The 22325-nt window shown below is 46.0% G+C and carries 22 protein-coding genes; 12 read left to right on the top strand and 10 right to left on the bottom strand.

Features of this window, described 5'->3' with window-relative positions:
- The first annotated feature begins 26 nt into the window (after positions 1–26).
- Positions 27–221, top strand: coding sequence for a DUF2795 domain-containing protein (locus QUA04_RS17335; RefSeq protein ID WP_333258614.1), 195 nt, complete (start codon positions 27–29; stop codon positions 219–221).
- A gap of 19 nt (positions 222–240) precedes the next feature.
- A complete protein-coding gene (locus QUA04_RS17330; RefSeq protein ID WP_333258612.1) occupies positions 241–999 on the top strand; it encodes a ZIP family zinc transporter in 759 nt (252 codons plus the stop codon).
- 230 nt (positions 1000–1229) lie between these two features.
- On the opposite strand, the gene QUA04_RS17325 is transcribed toward QUA04_RS17330, so the two are convergent.
- From QUA04_RS17325 to QUA04_RS17295, 7 genes are all read right to left on the bottom strand, one after another.
- Positions 1230–2216: a VOC family protein gene (locus QUA04_RS17325; RefSeq protein WP_333258610.1), complete on the bottom strand. Its 987-nt coding sequence runs from the start codon at positions 2214–2216 to the stop codon at positions 1230–1232.
- Between the two features lie 13 nt (positions 2217–2229).
- Entirely contained in the window at positions 2230–2730 is a 501-nt protein-coding gene (locus QUA04_RS17320) for a cupin domain-containing protein (protein WP_333108139.1), read from the bottom strand.
- A gap of 127 nt (positions 2731–2857) precedes the next feature.
- Positions 2858–3670 (bottom strand): hypothetical protein, encoded by an 813-nt coding sequence (locus QUA04_RS17315; RefSeq protein ID WP_333258608.1) that lies wholly within the window; start codon positions 3668–3670, stop codon positions 2858–2860.
- A gap of 320 nt (positions 3671–3990) precedes the next feature.
- Entirely contained in the window at positions 3991–6621 is a 2631-nt protein-coding gene (locus QUA04_RS17310; protein WP_333258606.1) for an MGH1-like glycoside hydrolase domain-containing protein, read from the bottom strand.
- A 333-nt stretch (positions 6622–6954) separates the two neighbouring features.
- Positions 6955–8238 carry a DUF389 domain-containing protein gene (locus QUA04_RS17305; RefSeq protein WP_333258604.1) on the bottom strand — a complete coding sequence of 428 codons (1284 nt, stop codon included), beginning with the start codon at positions 8236–8238 and terminating at the stop codon, positions 6955–6957.
- Positions 8239–8289: 51 nt separating this feature from the next.
- Positions 8290–9279, bottom strand: coding sequence for a mechanosensitive ion channel family protein (locus QUA04_RS17300; protein WP_333258602.1), 990 nt, complete (start codon positions 9277–9279; stop codon positions 8290–8292).
- A 77-nt stretch (positions 9280–9356) separates the two neighbouring features.
- Positions 9357–10169, bottom strand: a complete 813-nt coding sequence (locus QUA04_RS17295) for an SDR family oxidoreductase (RefSeq protein WP_333258600.1) — start codon at positions 10167–10169, stop codon at positions 9357–9359.
- 575 nt (positions 10170–10744) lie between these two features.
- On the opposite strand from QUA04_RS17295, the gene QUA04_RS17290 reads away from it, so the two are divergent.
- From QUA04_RS17290 to QUA04_RS17255, 8 genes are all read left to right on the top strand, one after another.
- A complete protein-coding gene (locus tag QUA04_RS17290) occupies positions 10745–11236 on the top strand; it encodes a DUF2231 domain-containing protein (RefSeq protein WP_333258598.1) in 492 nt (163 codons plus the stop codon).
- Entirely contained in the window at positions 11233–11838 is a 606-nt protein-coding gene (locus tag QUA04_RS17285; protein ID WP_333258596.1) for a DUF2231 domain-containing protein, read from the top strand. The genes QUA04_RS17290 and QUA04_RS17285 overlap by 4 nt, the downstream gene beginning before the upstream one ends.
- 170 nt (positions 11839–12008) lie before the next feature.
- Positions 12009–12791: a cytochrome c oxidase subunit II gene (locus QUA04_RS17280; RefSeq protein ID WP_333258594.1), complete on the top strand. Its 783-nt coding sequence runs from the start codon at positions 12009–12011 to the stop codon at positions 12789–12791.
- A gap of 7 nt (positions 12792–12798) precedes the next feature.
- On the top strand, positions 12799–14460 hold the full coding sequence (gene ctaD, locus QUA04_RS17275; RefSeq protein ID WP_333258592.1) for a cytochrome c oxidase subunit I: 1662 nt from the start codon (positions 12799–12801) through the stop codon (positions 14458–14460).
- A gap of 83 nt (positions 14461–14543) precedes the next feature.
- Positions 14544–15209, top strand: coding sequence for a heme-copper oxidase subunit III (locus QUA04_RS17270; RefSeq protein ID WP_333258590.1), 666 nt, complete (start codon positions 14544–14546; stop codon positions 15207–15209).
- Positions 15210–15509: 300 nt separating this feature from the next.
- A complete protein-coding gene (locus QUA04_RS17265) occupies positions 15510–15749 on the top strand; it encodes a hypothetical protein (protein ID WP_333258588.1) in 240 nt (79 codons plus the stop codon).
- A gap of 81 nt (positions 15750–15830) precedes the next feature.
- On the top strand, positions 15831–17291 hold the full coding sequence (locus QUA04_RS17260) for an NAD(P)/FAD-dependent oxidoreductase (protein WP_333258585.1): 1461 nt from the start codon (positions 15831–15833) through the stop codon (positions 17289–17291).
- A 444-nt stretch (positions 17292–17735) separates the two neighbouring features.
- A complete protein-coding gene (locus QUA04_RS17255; protein ID WP_333258582.1) occupies positions 17736–17909 on the top strand; it encodes a hypothetical protein in 174 nt (57 codons plus the stop codon).
- 445 nt (positions 17910–18354) lie between these two features.
- Here QUA04_RS17255 and QUA04_RS17250 read toward each other — a convergent pair whose 3' ends face one another.
- The 3 genes from QUA04_RS17250 to QUA04_RS17240 all read right to left on the bottom strand — a co-directional run bounded on the left by QUA04_RS17250 (position 18355) and on the right by QUA04_RS17240 (position 20282).
- Positions 18355–18648 carry a DUF3288 family protein gene (locus tag QUA04_RS17250; RefSeq protein ID WP_333258580.1) on the bottom strand — a complete coding sequence of 98 codons (294 nt, stop codon included), beginning with the start codon at positions 18646–18648 and terminating at the stop codon, positions 18355–18357.
- Between the two features lie 97 nt (positions 18649–18745).
- On the bottom strand, positions 18746–19657 hold the full coding sequence (locus tag QUA04_RS17245) for a hypothetical protein (protein ID WP_333258578.1): 912 nt from the start codon (positions 19655–19657) through the stop codon (positions 18746–18748).
- A 55-nt stretch (positions 19658–19712) separates the two neighbouring features.
- A complete protein-coding gene (locus tag QUA04_RS17240) occupies positions 19713–20282 on the bottom strand; it encodes a tetratricopeptide repeat protein (RefSeq protein WP_333258576.1) in 570 nt (189 codons plus the stop codon).
- 172 nt (positions 20283–20454) lie between these two features.
- On the opposite strand from QUA04_RS17240, the gene QUA04_RS17235 reads away from it, so the two are divergent.
- Together QUA04_RS17235 and QUA04_RS17230 are read left to right on the top strand one after the other, a co-directional pair.
- Positions 20455–21195: an SDR family oxidoreductase gene (locus QUA04_RS17235; RefSeq protein ID WP_333258574.1), complete on the top strand. Its 741-nt coding sequence runs from the start codon at positions 20455–20457 to the stop codon at positions 21193–21195.
- Positions 21196–21246: 51 nt separating this feature from the next.
- Positions 21247–22236: an NADPH:quinone reductase gene (locus tag QUA04_RS17230; RefSeq protein WP_333258573.1), complete on the top strand. Its 990-nt coding sequence runs from the start codon at positions 21247–21249 to the stop codon at positions 22234–22236.
- Positions 22237–22325 lie beyond the last annotated feature (89 nt).

Below are 22325 nucleotides of genomic sequence, written 5' to 3'. Positions count from 1 at the left end.
TTACAACAGATTTCTAGGAGGAAAAAATGGCTGTAGTGAATCCAGTGCAGGTACAGAAATTCCTGAAAGCAGTTGATGATCCCACTAGCAAGCAAGACTTGGTTGAACACGTCAAGCAGCAAGGTGCGATCGAGAATGTTTGTTCAACGTTGGAGCAGTTGCCCGATGAGGAATACGAAACTCCAACGGATGTGGGCAAAGCGATCGGCGATATCAAATAGCAAGCACAAAAGTAAAGTTATGTTTCCATTGTGGTTACAAGCGGGATTCTGGGGTTTAGTTGGTGGTTCAGCACTGCTATTGGGAGCCGGGTTGGGCTACTTTGTCCGAATTCCCCAACGTGCGATCGCTGCCATTATGGCGTTTGGTGCTGGTGTGTTGATCTCAGCGCTAGCATTTGAGCTAATGGATGAGGCTTATAAGCGCGGCGGTTTCGACTCAACAGCGATCGGCTTTATAGGTGGTGCTGCTGTGTATACAGCGGCAAACTGGTATCTAGCTCATCAGGGAGCTAAACATCGCAAGCGTTCTGGTAAGCAGCAGCCATCTGAAGATGAAAATGGTGGGAGTGGGTTAGCGATCGCAGTTGGCGCACTGCTTGACGGGATTCCAGAGTCAATTGTGATTGGTGTCAGCATGATTGAGGGAGGAACCGTGAGCTGGGTAACTGTAGCAGCAGTCTTCCTCTCGAACGTTCCCGAAGGACTCTCTAGCGCCGCAGGCATGAAAAAAGCAGGTCGTTCAATAGGCTACATCTTTGGCGTGTGGGGAGCGATCGCTGTTGTATCTGGTGTGGCAGCATTTCTAGGCTATGCTCTTTTCAGTCACTTCTCTGTAGAAATTATTGCCGCAACTACCGCCGTGGCTGCTGGCGCGATTCTCGCTATGTTGTCAGACACGATGATTCCTGAAGCCTTCGAGCAAGCGCATGATTTTGCTGGCTTAATTACCGTCTTCGGGTTCCTCGCTGCTTTTGTCCTCAGCAAACTAGGTGGATAAGAACACTGTTTGTCCACTAATGTTTTCTGTAAAAAGATTTATTGTTGGACTTAGGGGGTGAGTGGAGGAACCTTGGATTGTGAGTAGCCCGGTCATTTGTGCTTCAATCCTTGCCCACGCTTTGACGGCTGTACCCTTGGCTAAACTCTAAAATACAAAACCTTTCCTCTGTTGTACTTTTCCCACCAAGCATGAGCAAGAGTTACCAAGGTTATTTGCCGCCTCTGAGTTCAATAATTCGCTGATTTTTGCAAGGAGGTTTGTTTCGCGATCGCCAACATACCATGTCCGTCAGGATCTTTGACTAAACAACCTTGGCGATAAGGACAGCAGCTCTCTGTAAACTCCACAACCCGCGACGACACAAACTCAACCCCATTCTGCCGCAACATCTCCACAGCTTGCTCAATGTCGTTGACAACTAGCTCAATTTGCATATTGGCAATATCGTAACTTTTCCAGTCACTCGGCATCGGACGACCCATTGGAGGCACGAGATAGTCTAGCAGTTCAATACCTAAACCGCCTTGAGTAGGTCGCAGTGCTGTAATTTGGACTTCAACTTCTTCTGGTAAATTATCAAGTCGAGCTTGGGTTTCACCTTGGTTGAAACTGCCACCCTCAACCTGCATTCCTAGCAAGTCGCGGTAAAATTTTAGACTCTGCTCGGTGTTGCTAATCGCGATCGCACTATGGTCGATTCCTAGAAACAAGCGATCGCTCTTTTGATGCCACTTTTCTTGTCCTTTATCAGGAGGAAACCAAATTAACTCTAAAGGGTGGCGATCGCAGTCTTTGAATTTGAAGGCTCGTACACCCGCAGATGCTTTATTCTCAGGCGGTATCGTCTGCGGTTCAACTGAAATCGGTTCAATTGGAAACGATCGCAGATGAGCATAAGCCCGATCCATATCACTAACTGCGATCGCCAAATGTTGAAACCACAAATCATTACTTTGCGAATCCCTGGGAATAGGTTTTCCCTCAATATTGAGGTACTGCATCAGCTCAATCAGTTCATCTCCAAGCTGCAAGGTGACAATGCGAATTTTTGCCTCAGCCACCCCTACTAAGTCGCTGTAATCCTCTGTTTCAACCGTGATGTCTGAAACGGGTTCAAACCCTAGTGCTTGCGTATAGAAATCCTGAGAGCGATCGGCATCACTCACGGTTAATCCAATAGCACGAATCCGTTGTACCTGAATGGGATTCAACATAAAAATTTTGAGCTTATCGAAAACGGCAAGCCTGCCCGATTGTCGGCGTTTCTTCAAGTTGCACAATCATCAGAACTGCGGGCACATCGCCGACTGTGCCAGAAAGGTGTCCCTTCTGTCCCTGCGCGTTCGCTTTCGTATTCTGGTCTTCTCCAAACGAAATTTCACCAACACCCATCTCCACTCGTTGCCCGTCCATCGTCTCCACAAACCAGCGTCCCGATAGCGGAATAATCCATTGGGGTTTTGGATTTTCATGCCAAGTGCCAATCCAGCCAACAGGTTGCACTGTAAAGACGACGGTAGCACCGCCTTGCTGCATTTGCTCGAGCCACTGAGGAGAGGCAGGTGGTGAAATACTCTTGAGAGTGAAGTCTTGAATTTGGCAACGAGACTGGTGGCTGATGCCGTCTTCGTCAGTCCAGACGTGCCAATAGTCGATCGTCGGGGGTGTTGGATTTTCGCGATCGCTCGATCGCGATTCAGTTGGTTCGTGGGATGAAGGATGAGTCATAAAAATCAATTTCCTAGGACTTACGCATTAACAAAAAACATTATTTATGATATATTATAGCATCATGCCATCCCTGCTAAGGTTCGCCAGAATATGCTCACGGACAACTAAAGTTAGTAGTTATTTATTAATTGTTATAACTGTCTTTGCCCGAGTATGTGAGATAAGCAACAAAACCAACAATCAGAATACCTAAGACAAGGCTGATCTGCCCCGTACCAAAACCTACTCCACCAAGATCCTGAGATTTACCGATCCAATCTGCGAAGGAAGCGCCCAATGGTCTAGTCAGGATATATGCGAGCCAAAAAGCCCCGACCTCATTAAGCCCTGAGCGCCAGTATACGAAAGCTGGTAGAGCAAATAAAAAGGCAAACAATACACCTGATGTGAAGTACCCCAAACCCCAAGTTGATGCTGTCATATCACCTGCGGCTGTGCCAAGCGCAAATGTAGCCATAACGGTTGCCCAGTAAAATAACTCGCGCCGAAATGTGTAAATATGATTAATCGATAAAGTTTTCTCGCTCATATACCAAACTGCAAAAATAATACTAAGTACGATAGAAAATCCTACAGTCGATAGGAGATATGAAACACCTAATACAACATGGATAGCATCAGCAGCCATTGTTCCGAATATAGCGACCATAATAATAGCTAACCAATAGACCCAGGGAATATATTTCCGTACTGAAAACTGTATTACTAAAGCAATCACTAATCCACTTCCCCCCAGAGCGACCGCAAAAATCGGGTTCATCTGATGGGCTAGGTAATCTGAAGTTGTTTCGCCCATTCCCGTAGTCAGCAACTTGATAATCCAGAAAAAGATGGTAACTTCTGGCAGCTTTTTGACCCTGCGATGCTGTGCAGATTGTTCTGTACTGTTTAGATTTGGCTTCATATCTGGGTGGATTTTAGTTGCGGCTTTACTCAATATACAGCACTTTGCCTGACCAAGAGATACAGCAACAACATTAAGCAGAATAATTGCGGATTTTATTAAAATTGTACCTAATCGTTAAGCAAAGTGCTGTATAAATTTGAAGAGCTGCGCTCGGCTGAGGCCAACCACTTATAAGATTCTTTCTGCTCGCTCTATCGACAAATTTTGATACTACCGCTCCTACCTCTGTGAATCCTTTTTCTAGTTTACTTTGACTTGTGTACACGGTAGCCTTTGCAAGGGGGGGACGGCGCAGCCGGGGGTAGAGATTTGTAGTCATAGTTTCAAGAATTGGTATTAGGAGTAGGCAATCATGATTTATCATTCACCTGCTGAATCAACTTGGCAATTAGTGCTGTCCATCCGGTTTGGTGACTTGCACCCAGTCCAGCCCCGTTGTCACCATGAAAGTATTCGTAAAAGAGAATCAAATCGCGCCAATGGGGGTCTTGCTGAAATTTTGCAATACCACCGTAAACCGGACGCTGCCCATCTTGATTCTGTAAGAAAATAGCGATCGACCGTTTCTCCAAATAAGCTGCCACCTCCCAGAGATTGAGCATTACTCCTGAACCTGTGGGACACTCCACTGTGAAGTCATCGCCTAAGTAATGATAGAACTTTTGCAAAGATTCAATGAGTAGAAAGTTAACTGGAAACCAGACCGGCCCGCGCCAGTTAGAGTTACCGCCAAATTGGTAGGTAGTAGACTCAGCAGGCTCATAGTCTACCTGATAGCGAGTGCTATCCCAATCGAAGATAAAGGGATGCTCTTTGTGATAGCGGGAAACCGATCGGATACCGTGAGGTGAGAGAAATTCATCCTCATCCAACAATCGTCGCAGGATACGACGCAGCGCTTCGGGGCTAGTAATGGCAAGCAGGCGGCGATCGCCTTCTCCCTCAATGGTCATACAAGCAATGTTTTTTGCCAATTCGGGACGGTTGTTGAGAAACCACTCAATTTGCTCTTTTAACCCCGGCACAATTTCTAATAAATCTGGGTCCAGAGTATCGACAGCAAATAGCGGTATCAGTCCCACCATTGACCGTACTTTGATTCGCACGTCCTCTCCGTTGGGTAAGTGCAAGGCATCGTAGTAAAAGCCGTCCTCGTCGTCCCAAAGCACAATTTTTCCAGGCCCTACATTATTAATGGCGTTAGCAATGTAGAGGAAGTGTTCAAAAAACTTCAACGTCATATCGCTGTAGCTTTCGTCCTCACGGGAGAGTTCCAGAGCGATCGCCAGCATATTTAGTGAGAACATACTCATCCATGCTGTGCCGTCTGCCTGCTCTAAATATCCCCCCGTCGGTAATGGCTTGCTGCGGTCAAATAGCCCAATATTATCTAATCCCAGAAATCCTCCCTGAAACAAGTTTTGCCCTCGTAAGTCCTTGCGGTTCACCCACCAGGTAAAGTAGAGCATCAAGCGGTGAAACATTCGTTCCAAGAAGTTGCGATCGCCCTTTCCAACTCGTTTTTCTTCTATTTTATAGACGCGCCAAGCCGCCCATGCTTTTACCGGAGGATTGACATCGCCAAACGCCCACTCGTAAGCGGGTATTTGACCATTGGGGTGCATGGTGCGATCGCCAGTTAGTAACAGTAATTGCTGCTTGGCAAAGTTTCCATCGATTAATGCCAAAGCAATACAGTGGAACGCCAAATCCCATGCCGCAAACCAAGGATACTCCCACTTATCGGGCATAGAAATAACTTCTTCGGCGTACAGAGTCCACCACTGGGCATTACGCCCAGTAAGGCGTTGACTGGGCGGGGTAGGTTCTGCTGGATCTCCATGCAGCCAAGTACGGACATCATATTGATAAAACTGTTTGCTCCACAGCAGTCCGGCAAACGCTTGTCGTTGAACGTTGTGGCAATCCTCATCTAAACCAGGGGTGAGCGTTTCGTAAAATTCGTCTGCCTCTGTTTGACGCTGGCGGAAGGTATCGGCAAATGCTGCATTAAAGGGCGTATCTGTATATTGGTTGGTGAAGCGTAGTTGAATTACTTTTGTCTGTCCCGCCCCAATTTCCAAGTGATAGCAAGCCGCTGCTTTGGTACCAACTTGATTGGGATTCACTGCATCCTGCTTGTTGTGAATTACGTACTCGTGGAAAGCGTCTTTAACATAAGGTGAGGCATTAGCAACTCCATAGAGGCGTTGGCTGTTAGTCTCATTTTCTGTAAATAAAAGCTGATGATTCCCATTGCAGAATAACCAATAATCCCCATATTTTTCAGCGTTCGCCTTTATTACACCATCAGCAACTTTCGATAGTTGTGACTGCGGTTTATCACCTGTCCAGATCCAGGTATTGCGAAACCAAAGGGTAGGTAGCACGTCGATGCTGGCAGTTTCTGCCCCCCGATTCGTGACACTGATACAAATGCAAATATCATCGGGAGAGGCTTTGGCATATTCCGCAACCACATCAAAGTAGCGATTATCTTCAAATACCCCCGTATCTAGTAGTTCAAATTCTGGTTGATCCTTGCTGCGATGAGCGTTCTCCTCTACAAGCTGAGTGTAAGGAAATTCCAGTTGCGGGTATTTGTACAACCAGCGCATATAGGAATGGGTAGGCGTGTTGTCTAGGTAAAAGTAATATTCTTTGACATCCTCACCGTGATTTCCCTGTCCGTTGGTTAGCCCAAACAAGCGTTCTTTTAAAATTGGATCGCGGCCATTCCACAGTGCTATACCAAAGCAGAGTTGACTGTGGCGATCGCACCATCCACCCAGTCCATCTTCACCCCAACGGTAAACGCGCGATCGCGCATGGTCATGAGGAAAATACTCCCAAGCTGAACCGTCAGGTGAATAGTCTTCTCGCACTGTACCCCATTGGCGATCGCTCAGGTAGGAACCCCAACGATACCAAGGTTCCTCCGGTTCGCGATTTTCCTGTAACCGTTGCTGTTCTTCGTTCATTTAGCCTCCTGTGGCGAACCCTGAATACAGATTATTTTGCCAGCGGCACTGGAGATATCTGGCTTCACGCCCCACCTCAGAAACTCTTTTGCCGCTACGATTAAGAATCATTTATCTAACCCTATAACTATTAGAATCAGGACTAAAGCCAACGGTCGCAATTAAATCAACTTGTAGGGTGCATCAAACCCCAACTTTTTGGAGATCATCACTGATTTTATCGCTCGAACGCGCCCTACTTTGCGCTAACTTTAGGGCTTTGTCAAATTAACTACCTCACTTTCATTGGTTAACAATTCGCCTTGAAAGGCTTTTACGAAGCATGACGCGGACTCATTTGATAGTTGGTGCCTCAAGAACGCTGACATCGACTAACGGTGTGACGTTAAACCCTTGCTGGATTAAGTGAGTTTGAATATCGTTCGTTAAGTGATCGCGGATTTGTTGCGTTGACTGGGCGACACCTGCTTGGCGCTGGACGTAAACAGTAGCGAGCAGCGTATTCTGACCTTTGATATTAGGGCTGGGAAAACGAACATCAGCCTCCACCAGTTCTGCGAGATTACTACTATTCACCACCTTCTGGATCTCAGCAGTGGCTCGTTGCGAACGGCTGCTACGCTGAAGCTCTGGGGAGGTAGAAAACTGCCAAGTCAGCAAGAGAGCCAGAGCGAAGATTGTGACGGCAAGGGTAGCTGGAAACACCGACTTTTTCCCGCGATCGTAACGCGCTCCACGCGCAGACAAACCGTAGATACGGAACACAATAGAAGCTGACAAATTGATTCCCACCAGTTGCAGCAACAGCACGAACAAGCCGTTCACAGCCATGTCCCATCGACCCATCGCGATCGCCATGCCCACCACTCCCGCAGGTGGTGCCAGCGAAGCGGCAACCAGCATCCCCACGGCTGCACCCGACACCAGGCTACTTCTTTCTGATTGCACGAGGTTTAAAGCGCCCGCCGCTCCTGCAACTAGGGGCAGCAGCACTGCCACCGCCGACACATTACTCGTGGCGCTCATGGAGGAGGTTACAACTTCCTGCTGTAGGATCAGGCTCAGCGCCCATGCCACTAGGATTGTCACGGCAAGGGCGCCGAAGTATCGTAAGAGAGTACGTTGGAGCAAGTGTCCGTCACCCCGCGCTGTTGCGATCGCTGTGTTCATTGCCGGTCCAGCAAACGGTGCGATCAGCATAGCCGCGACTAGAAGATAGCTGGTATTCGTAAACAAGCCGATCCAAACCACTATACCCCCAGCCACGGCATATCCTAGAAAGCCTTTCCACGAACCGACACTTTGTAAACCAGCAAGGAATATCTCTATGGGGCTGCGAGGCTCTACGTTTTTGACCTGCTGAGGTGCCTCAGATGCTGGTGGCTCTAGAGCAATCACCCCGCGCGGAATTAACGTAACGTGGAGTTCCGGAAGCGATTCCAACTCTCCCAGCAGTTCCTCAACTTTCTGGTTGGGAACGTACACGATTACCACGTCTAGTGGTTTTTCCCTCCCAGTCGCTTCAAAGTGGACGAGATTTGTGCCGTCACAAGCTTTGGCGATGTCAAGGACATTTTTCCCACATCCGCGTGGAACTTGGACAAGTAGTTGGCGCATATCACCTCCTGTGAATTCCTATCAGCCTCGCGATGCCAATCTGAGACTGACTCATCCGTTTCCGTTCCCATCTCTTTGCGCCCGCATCTCAACCAGCTTTCTCAAGGAACCGCTTATGCTGCGTGAGTTCGGCACGTCCTTGTTCCCCGCAGGCCATCCTTCACGCTGATGCGAGCGATCGCCATCTGTCTCCTCGGTTTGGTCGTGGAACAAGATTTGCTGCGTCGGGAAAGGTAGGTCAATGCCGTTGGCAGTCAGCTTGTTCTTGATGGCAGTGAGAATTTTATCCCGCGTATCGAGAGCCTCGGCACGTCGCGGTGGATTGATCCACCAACGCACGCGAATGTTCACGGTACTTTCAGCCAACTCCATCACTAACGCATCTGGGGCAGGCTCTTTGAGAACGTCCTCTAAATTTGCGATCGCTTCCATAATCAACTGCTTCACCCGGTCGATGTCATCCCCATAACCGATACCAACGTCGTACTGTAGTCGGCGCTTTTCCCAACTGGTGTTGACCGTCACTGAATTTGTAAATAACTCAGAATTCGGAATAACAACGCGACGACCATCGTATGTCCTAATCGTTGTAGCACGAGTTTGAATTTCTTCAACTGTCCCCTCAAAATTCTTGAAAACAATTTGGTCATCAATTTGGAATGGCTCAGTTAAGAGAATTAAGATCCCCGCTAGAAAGTTTTGGAGAATATCACGGAACGCAAAGCCAATTGCTACACCGCTAATGCCCAACAGTTGAACTAAATCCCCTGCCTTGAAGGACGGGATGACAATAGATAAGGCAACAAATAAACCGATTAAAATGACAACGCCTTGTGACAAACGTCCGAGTACCAGTCCCAGATTCCGCGCCTGTCGATGCCTGCGGGTAAGCCGTTTGACGACCGACTTGAATGCTACAGCGGCAAACCAGAAGATGGCAAAGACGATTAAGGCTAGGACTAGATTTGGCAGTAGGGCAATCAGGCTGTTAGTCATTGCCTGTATTTTTCCCCACGCCGTTGATACTGCTTCAGAATTCATAGGCCTTCCTCGTTCTCGTCAATTTAGCTAATAGTAATAGAGAGTCAAAAACTGCGCTGTTGCTGTTCTGCGTTCATCTAACCCCCCGTCGCGAACCCTGGATACAGAGTCATGCCGCCGTCTACAAATAGAGTTGTACCATTCACATAATCTGAGTCATCCGATGCAAGCCAAACAGCAGCTTTGGCGATATCTGCTACATCTCCGACCCGGTTTGCGGGAATGAGTTTTAATAATTTTGCCTCAGCTTCTGCCGTATCCCAGGCTGCCTTATTAATTGGGGTTTTAATAGCACCAGGTGCGATGCTGTTGACCCGAATTCTGTGGGGTGCGAGTTCCTGGGCAATACTCTGCATCATCATGTGGATGCCGCCCTTACTGGTAGCGTAGTTGACGTGACCCGCCCAAGGAATCACCTCGTGTACCGAACTCATACAAATGATTTTGCCTGCGGCACAGGAAATATCTGGCTTTACGCCCCGTTTGAGAAATTCCTTTGCCGCTTCACGGGCACAGAGAAATTGTCCGGTTAGGTTCACGCCAATCACCAAATTCCAATGGTCGAGAGTCATGTCTACAAACGCTGAGTCTTTTTGTAATCCAGCGTTGTTTACCAAAATGTCGATCGTGCCAAAGTGCTGGTACATTTGGTCAAACATCGACAAAACTTCTTCTTCCTTGGCAACGTTTGCACCAATGGCGATCGCCTCCCCACCGAGCGATTTAATCTCGCTGACAATCTTTTCTGCTGCTTCCTGTTCAGAATGATAGTTGACTGCAACAGAAGCACCCGCCGCCGCCAAAGCACGGGCGACTCCTTCACCAATACCAGAACTAGCACCCGTTACGAGTGCTTTTTGGTCTTTGAGAAGATTAGGGGAATAGCTCATATTTTTTCCTCGTCTTGTTTCCTAGAAACTAAATTTGTACCTAATAAAGATTAAGAACCAGTTAAGTAGATGGACATAATTAAACGTAAGGTGGGCGATCGCCACCAAAAAATTGTAACTCCTAGCTAATCTGGTTATCGGCGATCGCCCACCCTACTTAAGGTAACTACTTGAAGATTTATCTCTTGGTTTCTGCGCTAACTTTAGGGATTTATAGAGGTAACCACGTCTATCTAATGGGGTAATTAGCGTCTATTTCTGAGAAGACAATAGAATTTCATGATTATTTATCTAAAAATTAAATATTATTTTAATTTTTAAACAATCCTTTTTGTGATATTGAAGAAAGAGTTATGTCATTAGTGTGTCATTAATAGGTCAAAAATATGGCAAGCGATCGCCTTAAAACTGTAGACAGTGGAAAGCCAAATAGTTTTAGAAGCAAGGGTTGTTTTTTAGGCTAAGATCAATCTTTAGATAGATATGTTTGTTTAGAATTAGTTTCAATCTATATACTTAGAGAAATCCATGTCAGCTCTCCGCCGGGAACAAGTCAAGTAAAAAAAGAGAAAGCGATGCCTCTGCCTCTCAATAATGCGAATCTACCTTACCCAGATCCGCTCCATCCCATCATCGTTCATTTTGCGATCGCAATGGTGTTTTTTTCCTTTTTCTGCGACGTGGTAGGATATTTTACCCGCAATCATCGTTTGTTTGAGGTGAGTTTCTGGAATATGTTTGTTGCTTCAGTTTCTGTTTTCCTCGCCGTCATATTTGGTCAGTTTGAAGCTGGTTTAGCCCAGCCTTACGAAGCCGTCAAGCCGACACTGAATTTGCACACAATTACTGGCTGGTCACTTTCGGCAATCATTGTCGCGATTACCGCATGGCGATTTGCGGTTCGCGCCCGCACTCCACAAAAGATACCTATTGCTTATCTAGGTGTTGCAACATTTTTAATTTGTTTAGTATTCTTTCAACAATATTTAGGGAGTCAGTTAGTTTGGGTATACGGGCTGCACGTAGAGCCAGTAGTTGAAGCCACAAAGAATGGAGTCTTACAATGAACTCGCAACTTATCGAGCAGTTGTGGTTCAAGCTAGGTGCGAACGGATTGCCCTACGAGGTTCCTATTCATCCGCAGCTAGTGCATTTCACTTTGGGTTTATTCATTATTGCCATAATTTTTGATATTGCAGGAACGCTGTTTCGGTTTGAAAAACCAATCCTCAAATTTTTGGCTCTGACTGCTATTCGTTCGAGCTTTTTCGATGTTGGTTGGTACAATCTTTTAGCAAGTGCTGTTATCACATTTTTTACCGTCGCAGCGGGCTTTTTTGAGATAATGCTGGCAAACCCACCCACAAATATGAATAGTGCTTGGGGTTTGGGGGCTGGTGCAACGATGCTCTTGCATGGTATAGGTGGAGTCTTACTGTTAGCAGCGATCGTTGCCATGACTGTGTGGAGGGGGTTGCAGCGCTACCGCTGGCGCAAAGATGCCACGATCCAAGTGCAGTGGAGTTACTTATTGGTAGGCATTGCCATGTTAGGACTGTTGTTTGTCCACGGAACATTAGGGGCCCAGATGGGAGACGAGTTCGGGATACATAATACGGCGGCGGGCTTGATCCGACAAGGGGAAAATCCCAATTTGTTACTCAAATGATGGCAACACATATACTAGAATTAGGATTTACGCAACTAGCCCAATTAGTAGGGTGCGTCAGATAATCACGCCCTGATTCTATCAGTCAATAACTGCGTCAGACGCACCGTACAAACTACTTAAATGATGCCAACAAAGATACTAGGAGAATTTATTTTACAGGGGATGCGATGAGGAGAATTTTCAACGCACTATTATTAACGGTTTTCATTGCGGTAATTCTTATAATAGCCCGCTGGATTGGCGATCGCGCATACTCTTGGATGCCGATTCAGGCAACCGCAGAAGCGGAACGAGTCGATCGCATATTTAGCTTTTTAACCTCCGTGGGAACGTTCATCTTTCTCGCGATTGTAGGGACGATCGGATACTCAATCCTCACCGGTCGAGCACCCAAAGGAGACTGGAGTCACGGTCATCCTGCCAGAAGCGATGTGAGGCTGGAAATCCTCTGGACTGTCGCCCCAACTGTGCTGGTGTTATGGCTTGCAGTTCAAAGTTTCAACATTTATCAACAACTAAATATTGAAGGGCTACAACCGATCGTGCATCTGCACCTATTGGAAGAACCTGCTGCCGCTGCCACGGTCAAAAACACGACTCAACGGGCTGCAAATATTGAGGTTCTGGCTAAACAGTGGGTTTGGTCTTTCCGCTATCCAAATAATGTGATTAGTAACGAATTACATCTAAAAGTAAATGAACGTACCCGCTTAAATTTGCATTCCCAAGACGTGATTCACGGCTTTTATGTTCCTGAATTCCGGTTAAAGCAAGATATGATTCCCAACCGCAACATTAACCTTGTATTAACACCCACCAAAATCGGCAAATATCACCTGCGCGATTCCCAGTTCAGCGGCACCGACTTTGCCTTAATGGAGGCAAATGTATACGTTGAATCGCCTGAAGCTTTCGATCGGTGGATTTCTCAAGCTGCTACCCCTAAATAAAAAATACATGACAAATAACTCTATCGAAATTACTGACGAATCGGAAGATCGCAACAGCAAACCTGATACGAACTGGCGGGAGTATTTCAGTTTTAGCACCGACCATAAAGTTATCGGTGTCCAATACATGGTGACCACCTTCATTTTCTTTTTAATTGGTGGGCTGTTGGCGATGATTATTCGTGGCGAACTGCTTACTCCCGAATCAGATTTGGTCGATCGCTCTTTATATAATGGCTTATTCACCTTGCACGGCACGGTGATGATTTTTCTGTGGATTATCCCGTTCAATGCTGGTCTTGCCAACTACTTAGTGCCGTTGATGATTGGGGCAAAAGACATGGCGTTTCCAGTTCTGAATGCGATCGCCTTTTGGATAATCCCCCCAGCCGGTATCCTGCTACTATCAAGCTTTTTAGTACAAGGTGGGCCTCCCCAAGCTGGCTGGTGGTCTTACCCACCAATCAGCCTCCAAAACCCAACTGGTTATCCCATAAATGGCGAATCAATTTGGATACTGAGTGTAATGCTGCTGGGTATTTCATCGATTATGGGGGGAGTCAACTTTATTACCACAATTGTTTGGATGCGGGCACCGGGGATGACATTTTTTCGGATGCCAATTTTCGTTTGGACAGTTCTCAGCGCCCAGTTGCTGCAACTAATTTGTTTACCTTCCCTGACGGGCGCGATCGTACTTTTATTTTTTGACCTCACTTTTGGGACAAATTTCTTCAAACCCCTGGAGAATGGCGACCCAATCATCTATCAGCACTTATTTTGGTTCTACTCCCATCCGGCAGTTTACGTCATGGCTCTGCCTGCTTTCGGTATCTTTTCGGAAATTCTCCCCGCCTTTTCTCGCAATCCTTTGTTTGGCTATCGATCGGTAGCGATCGCTTCTTTCGGAATTGGTTTGGTAAGTATTTTCGTTTGGGTACACCATCTGTTTGCCAGCGCCACACCTAATTGGATGCGGATGCTATTTATGGTTTCCTCAATGTTGGTTGGCGTACCTACTGGTGTCAAAGTATTTGCTTGGACTGCCACAGTCTGGAATGGCAGACTGCATCTTTTAACCCCCATGTTATTTGCCTTGGGAGGTGTGGTGATGTTTGTTTTCGGTGGGATTACTGGCATCATGCTTAGTTCAGTACCATTTGATATTCATGTCAACAACACCTACTTTGTGGTAGGTCACTTCCACTACGTCGTCCACAATACAATCACGATGGCAATCTTTGCCGCAATTTACTTCTGGTTCCCAAAAATAACCGGGCGGATGTACGCCGAAGGCTGGGGAAAAGTGCATTTCTTTTTAACTTTTATCGGGGCTAACCTTACCTTTTTTCCCATGCACCCGCTCGGTTTACAAGGCATGGTGCGCCGGGTTTCCTCTTACGATCCGCAGTTCCAAGGATGGAATATTATTGCTAGCTTAGGGGGATTTTTGTTAGGAATGTCTACGCTGCCATTTATTGCTAATATGGTCGGTTCTTTGCTATTGGGTAAAAAAGCCCCTGACAATCCCTGGCACGCTACAGGGTTGGAGTGGAAGACTTCTTCGCCGCCACCGAGGGAGAACTTTGAGGAAATTCCCACTGTCAATGAGCCGCCTTATCATTACAACTCTAAAGCGATACCAGAGGCTGCCGTTACTCAAGAATAGATAAGGCGAGGAGGAGTAATTGAGGAGTTTTGTTCAATCTAAAATTCAAAATCCACAATCCAAAATCCAGAATCATCTGATTTATGCCAAATCCTACACATCACATAGATGAAAGCCCGATCCGTTTCGATCGCTTAATACAGTCCCTGCCTAATTGGTTGCAAAGGTTCTTGCCAATTGGTGGCGGCATAGCTCACGATCATCATGGTAAAGGGATGTTCGGTGTTACAGTATTCTTGCTGTCGGAGAGCCTAATCTTTCTAAGTTTTTTCTTTACCTATATTGCGCTCCGATTGACCCATCCCAATTGGTTGCCGCCGGGTGTCAAGGGGCCGGAATTGTCTCAATTTATCATTTTTAATACAGTAGTGCTGCTTTCAAGTAGCTTCGTTATTCAAGCCGCCGAAAATGCCCTTAAACGCCATAAAATTATTAAATTTCGCTGGCTTTTGGCATTGACTTCTGGGATGGGAATTTACTTTTTAGTTGCTCAGGCGATCGAGTGGAGTAACCTTAATTTTCGCCTGACTACAGGGCTGATAGGGGGAACATTTTACCTACTGACAGGCTTCCACGGGCTGCACGTTCTTGCGGGCATTCTATTGCAGTTGCTCATGGTTTCTCGTTCATTCATTCGGGGTAACTACAACTCCAGTCACTTCGGCGTTAGTGCAACTACTCTGTTCTGGCACTTCGTTGACGTGATTTGGGTTGTCCTATTTTCGCTGATATATCTCTGGCGAACTTAGCAATTTGCAGTCTAAAAATGAATGATTATTTGTCACCAAATCGTAGTTAAATATTGCTATATAGCTTTTTTCGGGTAAATTAGGTACTCGTGGGCATAGGGCAGTGGTGGTTCCTTTTCCTGCTCCGAATTGAAGGGCGCGTACCTCATTTCCTTAAAAACCGCTATATTAAGGAGATGAGTTTGCAGATCCGCTACTAGCAATAAAAGCAACTAGGAAGAAAAGCAGATTATGAAATCTTGGTTACAGCTATAACCCAGGCATTCTTACCTTTTTCGCTCAAATTCAAGGAGCTTTTGTATGAATTGGCTAACTCAAAAATTACCAGGAATCATCGCAATTTACTTTCTTGCTGCAGAATCAGTTCAAAAAGACCCGCTAATTGACAAACGCGGAGAAACCATTGTGGACGTTGGCGTTATCCTCCTGGCTCTTAGTTTAGTGATTGCTGTCAAGATTATTAGCCCGAAAGTTGAGCACGCTATTCTGCTCGCTATCTTTCTCAGCTTGGCATTAATTGCTTTCTTTTTCATTAAATAGCAGAACTCGCGTTGCAGCTCCGATTTTCGATTCACCGTCAACTGTAAACTGTACGCTCAATTACTGGAGAAAAATGATTGTATGAACAACCCAATTTATCAGACTGTCATCCTTGGTGGTGGTTTTGCTGGTCTGTTTACAGCTTTGCATCTAGCGCATGAACACTATCCTCGAAGCGTCATCCTAATTGATAGCTCTGAACGCTTTTGTTTTAAGCCTTTACTTTACGAGTATTTTAGTGGCGAGATGGATGGTAATCAGGTAGTACCGCGTTTTGAGGAACTACTCAAGGATAGCGGTGTCATTTTTGTGCAAGATACGGTGCAATCGATCGACCTGCATGAACGGGAAGTCAAATTAACTTCCGGGGACTGCTACAACTACAGCAACTTAGTTTTAGCTTTAGGTAGCGTCACTGGCTATTTTGGTGTTGAGGGTGCCCAAGAGTATGCTTTTGATTTCCGTACCGAAGAAAATGCTATCGCCCTCGATCGCCACCTGCGCGACTGCTTACAGCGAGCCGTTCAGATCGAAGACCCCGAACAACGTCGCCGGCTGCTAACTGTAGCTGTGATCGGTGGCGGGCCAAGTGGGGTGGAAATGGCGGCCACTTTAGCCGATTTGCTACCTCACTGGTATGAAGCATTGGGAGGTAATCCTCAAGAAGTCCGGGTGGTACTAATTAATCACGGCAACGAAATTCTCAAGGGTGATATTAATAGTCATCTGCGCGAAACCGCCGAGCAGGAATTGCAAAAACGTGCCGTGTCAGTGGACCTAATAACGGGAGCAGAAGCGACGGCTATTCGTCGAGACTCAGTTGAATATAAGCGCGATGGTAAGTCTGAGACACTACTAGCATCCACTACGATTTGGACAACGGGAACGGCTACACATCCACTGATTAAAAACTTGTCGATTCCCAACGAACACCGCGACAAACATGGTCGCTTACACGTTACTCCCACTTTGCAGTTGCCCGATTTCCCAGAAGTTTTTGCAGGTGGTGATTGTGCGGTGGACGTGCAATCATCAACGGTTGAGGATCAGAAGTACAAGCATCTTGAGCTGCATCCCGAACTCATATCCTACTCATCTGAACCACACAAGGATACGAAACCTCTGCCTGCCACAGCCCAAGTAGCTTATCAGCAAGGAGCTGCGATCGCGCATAATCTGAAAGCGATCGCATTAGGACATGAGCCAAAACCAGCTCAAGTTAACCTACGCGGAACTCTCCTAAAACTAGGGTTAGAAAATAGTGCCGCTAACATTTACGACGTTTTTGAAGTGACAGGCGAAGTCGGTCATCTGATTCGCCAAGGCACTTATCTAGAACTATTGCCAACTCCGGTTCATAACTTCAAAGTCACTACAGACTGGCTAAAAGACGAGATATTCCACGAACACATGAATTCTGGTGATGGGGTAAAGCAAGCTGTCAAGGTTGCTCAATTGGTTGGTGGAGTAGTCGTGGGTGCTATAGTTGCCAAAAAATTGCTCAATATGCTAGGTCAGGACGATAAAGACCAGAAATCCTGACGGCATCTCCAGAATTGAAGCCCGGATCAAGATTGACCATATAATCCAATCCAAAAACTGAGTACAGGCGATCGCAACGTCGCCTGTACTCAGTAATACCAATTTCATAAAATAGTCTTACAGTTGATAGATTTACTTTTTGTAAATTAACACTGAAATATGGGTTCCGGGCAGATCGCTCTCAACAACAATTAGACAGGAAGGGCGCCAATGGTATCGATGTCACTCCTGGTGGAATCAGGAACGCGGGCGATCGCAACGAGTCCACTCAGGAGACAGCAGTCAATTTGTGTCAGCGTCTAAAATCCGATAAAATCAGTCGCTCAACCGATGTCATGAAAGCTTACTCAATCGAATTTAGACAAAAGATAGTCAAAGCCTACTTACAGGGGAACACCTCAATGAGACAAGTAGCTGCCAGATTTGAGGAAGCGTAAAAGTTTTGTGCAAAAACTACTGAAACAACAGAAAACCCAAGGTCATCTGAACCTAGGGAAGCCCGGAGGAGTGATGAAGAGTGAATTAGATAAACAGTCAACTCAAGTAACCTTAATGGTAGAAAAGTATCCCGATGCAACTTTATCAGAACACTGCGAATATTGGGGACTTTCGTTATAATCGTTAATCCTAAGCATTTACACAACAGGTTTACCAACTGTTGCTACTGTACCTCATAAACCTGCAATCTGCTGTAATTTAAGGAACCTTTGCAACCTGCGACGACGGATCTCAAACATAATTGGATAAGGCATCAAGAAAGCCAGTAACTAAATGCTAACTTGTTTGTGACATTGCAAGAGATATAGCAAAATTTTTAGCGTCAGGTATTCGGTAATTTTTAGTTGCTGTTGCAGGTGGATTTGGTAAAATTGAGGAAACATTTTCAATAGATGGGGCTTGTGGACAAAAACTACCCCATCTTTTTTTATCCCAACTTGCCTCAACCCCCTACCGATAGGGATTCTGACGAGGTTGTCACCCCGTCAGCCTAAAAACTTTCCCGACTATTGTCTTAACCGCCAAGGCGGTTCGCGGTTTCTATAAATGTTGATTTTTGAGTGTCTTAAAGCCAATCTTCTTGATCGCTTTTTTGCTTTCTATAAACCTCACCTGTAGCGTGAATTTTGCGGGTTTGTTCATAAAGAGTTTCTTCGGTATAATTCCATTTTTGCAGGACTTTTTTTAAGTCTGCTTGGATATCTCTAGCGCCGGGAAAGCCGCGGTAGCGAATTATTAATCTTGCTAATTCTGATAAATTGTAGTCGGTTGCTTCTGAGGCTAATAAAGTATTGACACTGGCTCGATCGCGCTTGTATTGCGGATGCTGCTGATCTTGAGTTTTTTCTACTGAATCCATACTATTTATGTTTCCCAATCATTTAGAATACCGAGATACCCGACTTCTTCAAAAAGTCGGGTATCTAATTAGACGTAGGGACACGGCAATGCCGTGTCTAAAGCTGCACTTCTTCAGTCAGCCCCAGAAATTTTTGTGTTTGTTCAGTAATACCAAATAGTCGATCGCCGTGACAAAAGATTTCCCAGGCGCGAATTCCCATAAAGCCAATACCTGCAACCGCCAAGGGCATCGCTGCGGCACCTAAAAGCGCGGCAATGGGGGGAAATATCATGCACAGTGTTAACAGAATGCCAGTAATAACACCGCCAGCAATGCCAGCTTTGGCGGTGGCGATGGCGACTTCTTCGACTAAATCTGACTGGGTAATTTTGCCTTCCACGCACAATAGCGAATTTTCTAAGATAGAAAATATTAACTCAATTACTGCTGCTGCGATCGCCCCTTTCATGGCAGCCCCAACGATTTCCGCAACTGCTGCTTTAAACGCTGCATCCGCTAAAACTTGCTTAGCGACTGCTAATTCTGCAGCAGTCATGTCTACACCACCGCGAGCACGATTCACCCAAAAATATTCCAAAATCCCGTTAGCAGCTTCGCTTCCGCCTCCATTGACGTGTGCTTGGATGTGACTCCAATCTTTATCTTGACAGAAGTTGCGAATTGCTTCTGGGCCTTGGGCACGAATTTGGGCGGGTATGGATTCAAAGACTTTTGCTGCTTCTTGAACATTTCGCATTCCGTCACGCACTCCAGCCCTAGCAAATTTGGATTGCAGATTTGTTGGCAGGTTCTCAAAACGGATGTTATGTGCTATTTTAAAAGCTTCTTGAGTGGCGATCGCCCCGGCACTAACCATTGAACTTGGCGCTGATTGTACCCACGCCGTTAATAGAGTTGCATTTTCCTCAACTTTTGCAGCAATTTGGTTGGCTAAGTTTTGGGTATCGGCAACAGTTTCTTGTACTTTAGCCGTTAGGAATTCGAGCGGATTCTGGCTAATTTCCATGTTGATCCAGCTTGCATAGTTAATGATTGAATTATTCCGACTATAACATTCCTCTTCAGTAAGTGTTATTTTTTACTGAATTGCTTCTACCTTCTAACTCCGGCTGTAAATTGAGACCTTTTTTTTGATAAAATAAACCTTCATTGATGCGCCCTTGCTCTTCCAAACTTTTGCCTAAATTCCAATAAGCGACGGCTAAATCTGGTTGAAGATCAAGAGATTTTTGATAGTAAGTTATGGCGTCATCGAGCCGGCCTTGTTTGTAAAACATACTGCCCAAGTTAACATAGGCTTCGACAAAATTAGGATCAAATTCGATCGCCTTGGAGTAGGCGCGAATGGCCGCGTCTATTTTGCCTTGGGCTTGCAGGATATTGCCTAGAGTTTTGTAGGCAGCGGCGAAATTGGGTTGTTGGCGAAGTGCTTGGTAACAGGAGGCGATCGCCTCTACATATTTCTGCTGCGTATAATAAATTTCAGCTATCTTGTTGAGTGCGATCGCACTATCCGCTTGAATGGCTAGTAATTTTTGATATTGAGCGATCGCATCCTCAAGTTTTCCTGATTTCTGGAGGGTCTCGCCCGCTGACAAATACTGCTCTGCTAACTCGGAATTTACGGTCATAGATTTTACTTTAACAGCCGACACTACTTTACCACAAGTGTTAGTTAGCAACCGCGATTTCTAGAAATATTCTGACTATTTGAGATTTTAAATTTGTTTCTGTACCGGAATGCGGAAAAAAATAGTATGATTATTTTGAACCAGCATCAACGCTAATTGCAGAGGAAATGTCATGGCATCACTAGCAGGAAAAGTGGCAATTGTGACTGGTGCATCGCGGGGAATTGGACGCGCGATCGCCCTCCGATTATCCCAAGAAGGCGCATCGGTTGTCGTCAACTACGCCAGAGGCGCAGAGCAGGCTAAAGATGTTGTGTCAGCGATTGAAGCAGCAGGCGGCAAAGCATTAGCCGTGCAAGCCGATGTCAGCAAAACCGCAGAAATTCGCGATTTGTTCGATCGCACTCAGGAAACCTATTCACAAGTCGATATTTTAGTCAATAATGCCGGAGTAATTCTTTACAAACCTGTAGCGGAAGTTACCGAAGCAGAGTTTGATAATCTTTTTGCAATTAACGTCAAAGGCACGTTTTTTGCTTGTCAAGAAGCTGCTAAACGCATGGCGGAGGGAGGAAGAATTGTTAATTTTTCCAGTTCGACAACCGCGATAATGCTGCCAACTTACGGGGTTTACGTAGCGACAAAAGGCGCGGTGGAACAGCTAACTCGATCGCTGGCTAAGGAATTGGGCGATCGCCAAATTACAGTCAATGTAATTTCTCCGGGCCCAACAGATACAGAACTCTTCACTGTCGGCAAAACCGCCGAACAAATACAAAGATTTACCCAAATGACTGCTTTGGGAAGACTAGGAAAAGTTGAAGATATTGCCGATGTGACGGCTTTTTTGTGCAGCGAACAAGCCCGGTGGATTACCGGACAAAATATCCGCGTTAACGGCGGCATCGCCTAAAGTAACGGGGGGCGGGTTTATAAAGATTAAAAACATCAGGAGAAAACAACTGTGAAAGCTGCTTACTACGAACAAATTGGCAACGCCAAAGATGTCCTCAAAATTGGCGAAATGGATGTTGCCGAATTGGGTGCAAATGAAGTGCTGATTAAAGTACACGCATCCGGCATTAACCCCTCCGATGTCAAGCAGCGCAGCGGTTGGGGCGGACTCACAATGCGACACCAGCGAGTCATTCCCCACAACGACGGTGCAGGAATAATTGAATCAGTAGGAGAAAGCGTGCCGCCGTCACGAATTGGCGAACGTGTTTGGATTTATGAAGCTACATTGCCCCGCCGATTTGGTACGGCGGCGGAATATGTGGTTGTACCCAGCGAACAAGCGGTTTTTCTGCCAGATAATACAGAATTTGTAGAAGGTGCTTGTTTGGGAGTACCCGCAATGACAGCTCACAATTGCGTTTTTAAAGATGGTGCGGTTACGGGGAAAATAATATTAGTTGCGGGCGGCGCGGGTGCTGTTGGGAATTATGCGATTCAATTAGCCAAATGGGGCGGAGCAACTGTAATTGCGACTGTAAGTTCGGCGGAAAAAGCAGAAATTGCCAGTGCTGCAGGAGCTGATTATATTGTCAATTACAAAGCCGAAGATGTGGCGGCGCGCCTCAAAGAAATTACGAAAGGGGCAGGAGTCGAGCGCGTAATAGAAGTTGACTTTGCTAGCAATTTGGAAACTAATTTAAAAGCGCTAAAACGCAACGGCACGATCGCAACTTATGCTTCGGATTCGGATGTAACGCCTCAAATTCCAGTGTACTCCTTAATTTACAAAAATCTTACCGTTCATTACGTGCTAGTTTATGTGATGGACAAAGCAGCGCATCAACAAGCTGCAGAAGATATTACAACTTGTTTGAAAGCGGGAGTTTTGCGCCACGTTATTGCTGGGCGGTTTGCTTTAGAGGAGATTGCCACCGCCCACGAAATGCAGGAAAGCGGAAGGGCGATCGGGAATTTGGTCTTAGTTGTTAATCATTAGTCATTAGTCCTTATACCAATTTAATATGAAGCTGCATAGAATAGGGCTTCAAGAATAAAATTGTAAGATGACAACGAACTAATTTGCTC

Source organism: Microcoleus sp. S13_C5 (assembly GCF_036700845.1).
Taxonomy (GTDB): Bacteria; Cyanobacteriota; Cyanobacteriia; order Cyanobacteriales; family Microcoleaceae; genus Microcoleus.
The sequence above is the reverse complement of the archived record's forward strand: the minus strand, read 5'-3'. Positions and strand labels throughout refer to the sequence as shown.

Coding starts and splice junctions, on each gene's coding strand:
- QUA04_RS17290 (WP_333258598.1), top strand. CDS start 10,745: ATGCCTCTGCCTCTCAATAATGCGAATCTACCTTACCCAGATCCGCTC.
- QUA04_RS17285 (WP_333258596.1), top strand. CDS start 11,233: ATGAACTCGCAACTTATCGAGCAGTTGTGGTTCAAGCTAGGTGCGAAC.
- QUA04_RS17310 (WP_333258606.1), bottom strand. CDS start 6,621: ATGAACGAAGAACAGCAACGGTTACAGGAAAATCGCGAACCGGAGGAA.
- QUA04_RS17305 (WP_333258604.1), bottom strand. CDS start 8,238: ATGCGCCAACTACTTGTCCAAGTTCCACGCGGATGTGGGAAAAATGTC.
- QUA04_RS17235 (WP_333258574.1), top strand. CDS start 20,455: ATGGCATCACTAGCAGGAAAAGTGGCAATTGTGACTGGTGCATCGCGG.
- QUA04_RS17295 (WP_333258600.1), bottom strand. CDS start 10,169: ATGAGCTATTCCCCTAATCTTCTCAAAGACCAAAAAGCACTCGTAACG.
- QUA04_RS17330 (WP_333258612.1), top strand. CDS start 241: ATGTTTCCATTGTGGTTACAAGCGGGATTCTGGGGTTTAGTTGGTGGT.
- QUA04_RS17240 (WP_333258576.1), bottom strand. CDS start 20,282: ATGACCGTAAATTCCGAGTTAGCAGAGCAGTATTTGTCAGCGGGCGAG.
- QUA04_RS17265 (WP_333258588.1), top strand. CDS start 15,510: ATGAATTGGCTAACTCAAAAATTACCAGGAATCATCGCAATTTACTTT.
- QUA04_RS17280 (WP_333258594.1), top strand. CDS start 12,009: ATGAGGAGAATTTTCAACGCACTATTATTAACGGTTTTCATTGCGGTA.
- QUA04_RS17270 (WP_333258590.1), top strand. CDS start 14,544: ATGCCAAATCCTACACATCACATAGATGAAAGCCCGATCCGTTTCGAT.
- QUA04_RS17250 (WP_333258580.1), bottom strand. CDS start 18,648: ATGGATTCAGTAGAAAAAACTCAAGATCAGCAGCATCCGCAATACAAG.
- QUA04_RS17260 (WP_333258585.1), top strand. CDS start 15,831: ATGAACAACCCAATTTATCAGACTGTCATCCTTGGTGGTGGTTTTGCT.
- QUA04_RS17325 (WP_333258610.1), bottom strand. CDS start 2,216: ATGTTGAATCCCATTCAGGTACAACGGATTCGTGCTATTGGATTAACC.
- ctaD (WP_333258592.1), top strand. CDS start 12,799: ATGACAAATAACTCTATCGAAATTACTGACGAATCGGAAGATCGCAAC.
- QUA04_RS17300 (WP_333258602.1), bottom strand. CDS start 9,279: ATGAATTCTGAAGCAGTATCAACGGCGTGGGGAAAAATACAGGCAATG.
- QUA04_RS17245 (WP_333258578.1), bottom strand. CDS start 19,657: ATGGAAATTAGCCAGAATCCGCTCGAATTCCTAACGGCTAAAGTACAA.
- QUA04_RS17335 (WP_333258614.1), top strand. CDS start 27: ATGGCTGTAGTGAATCCAGTGCAGGTACAGAAATTCCTGAAAGCAGTT.
- QUA04_RS17320 (WP_333108139.1), bottom strand. CDS start 2,730: ATGACTCATCCTTCATCCCACGAACCAACTGAATCGCGATCGAGCGAT.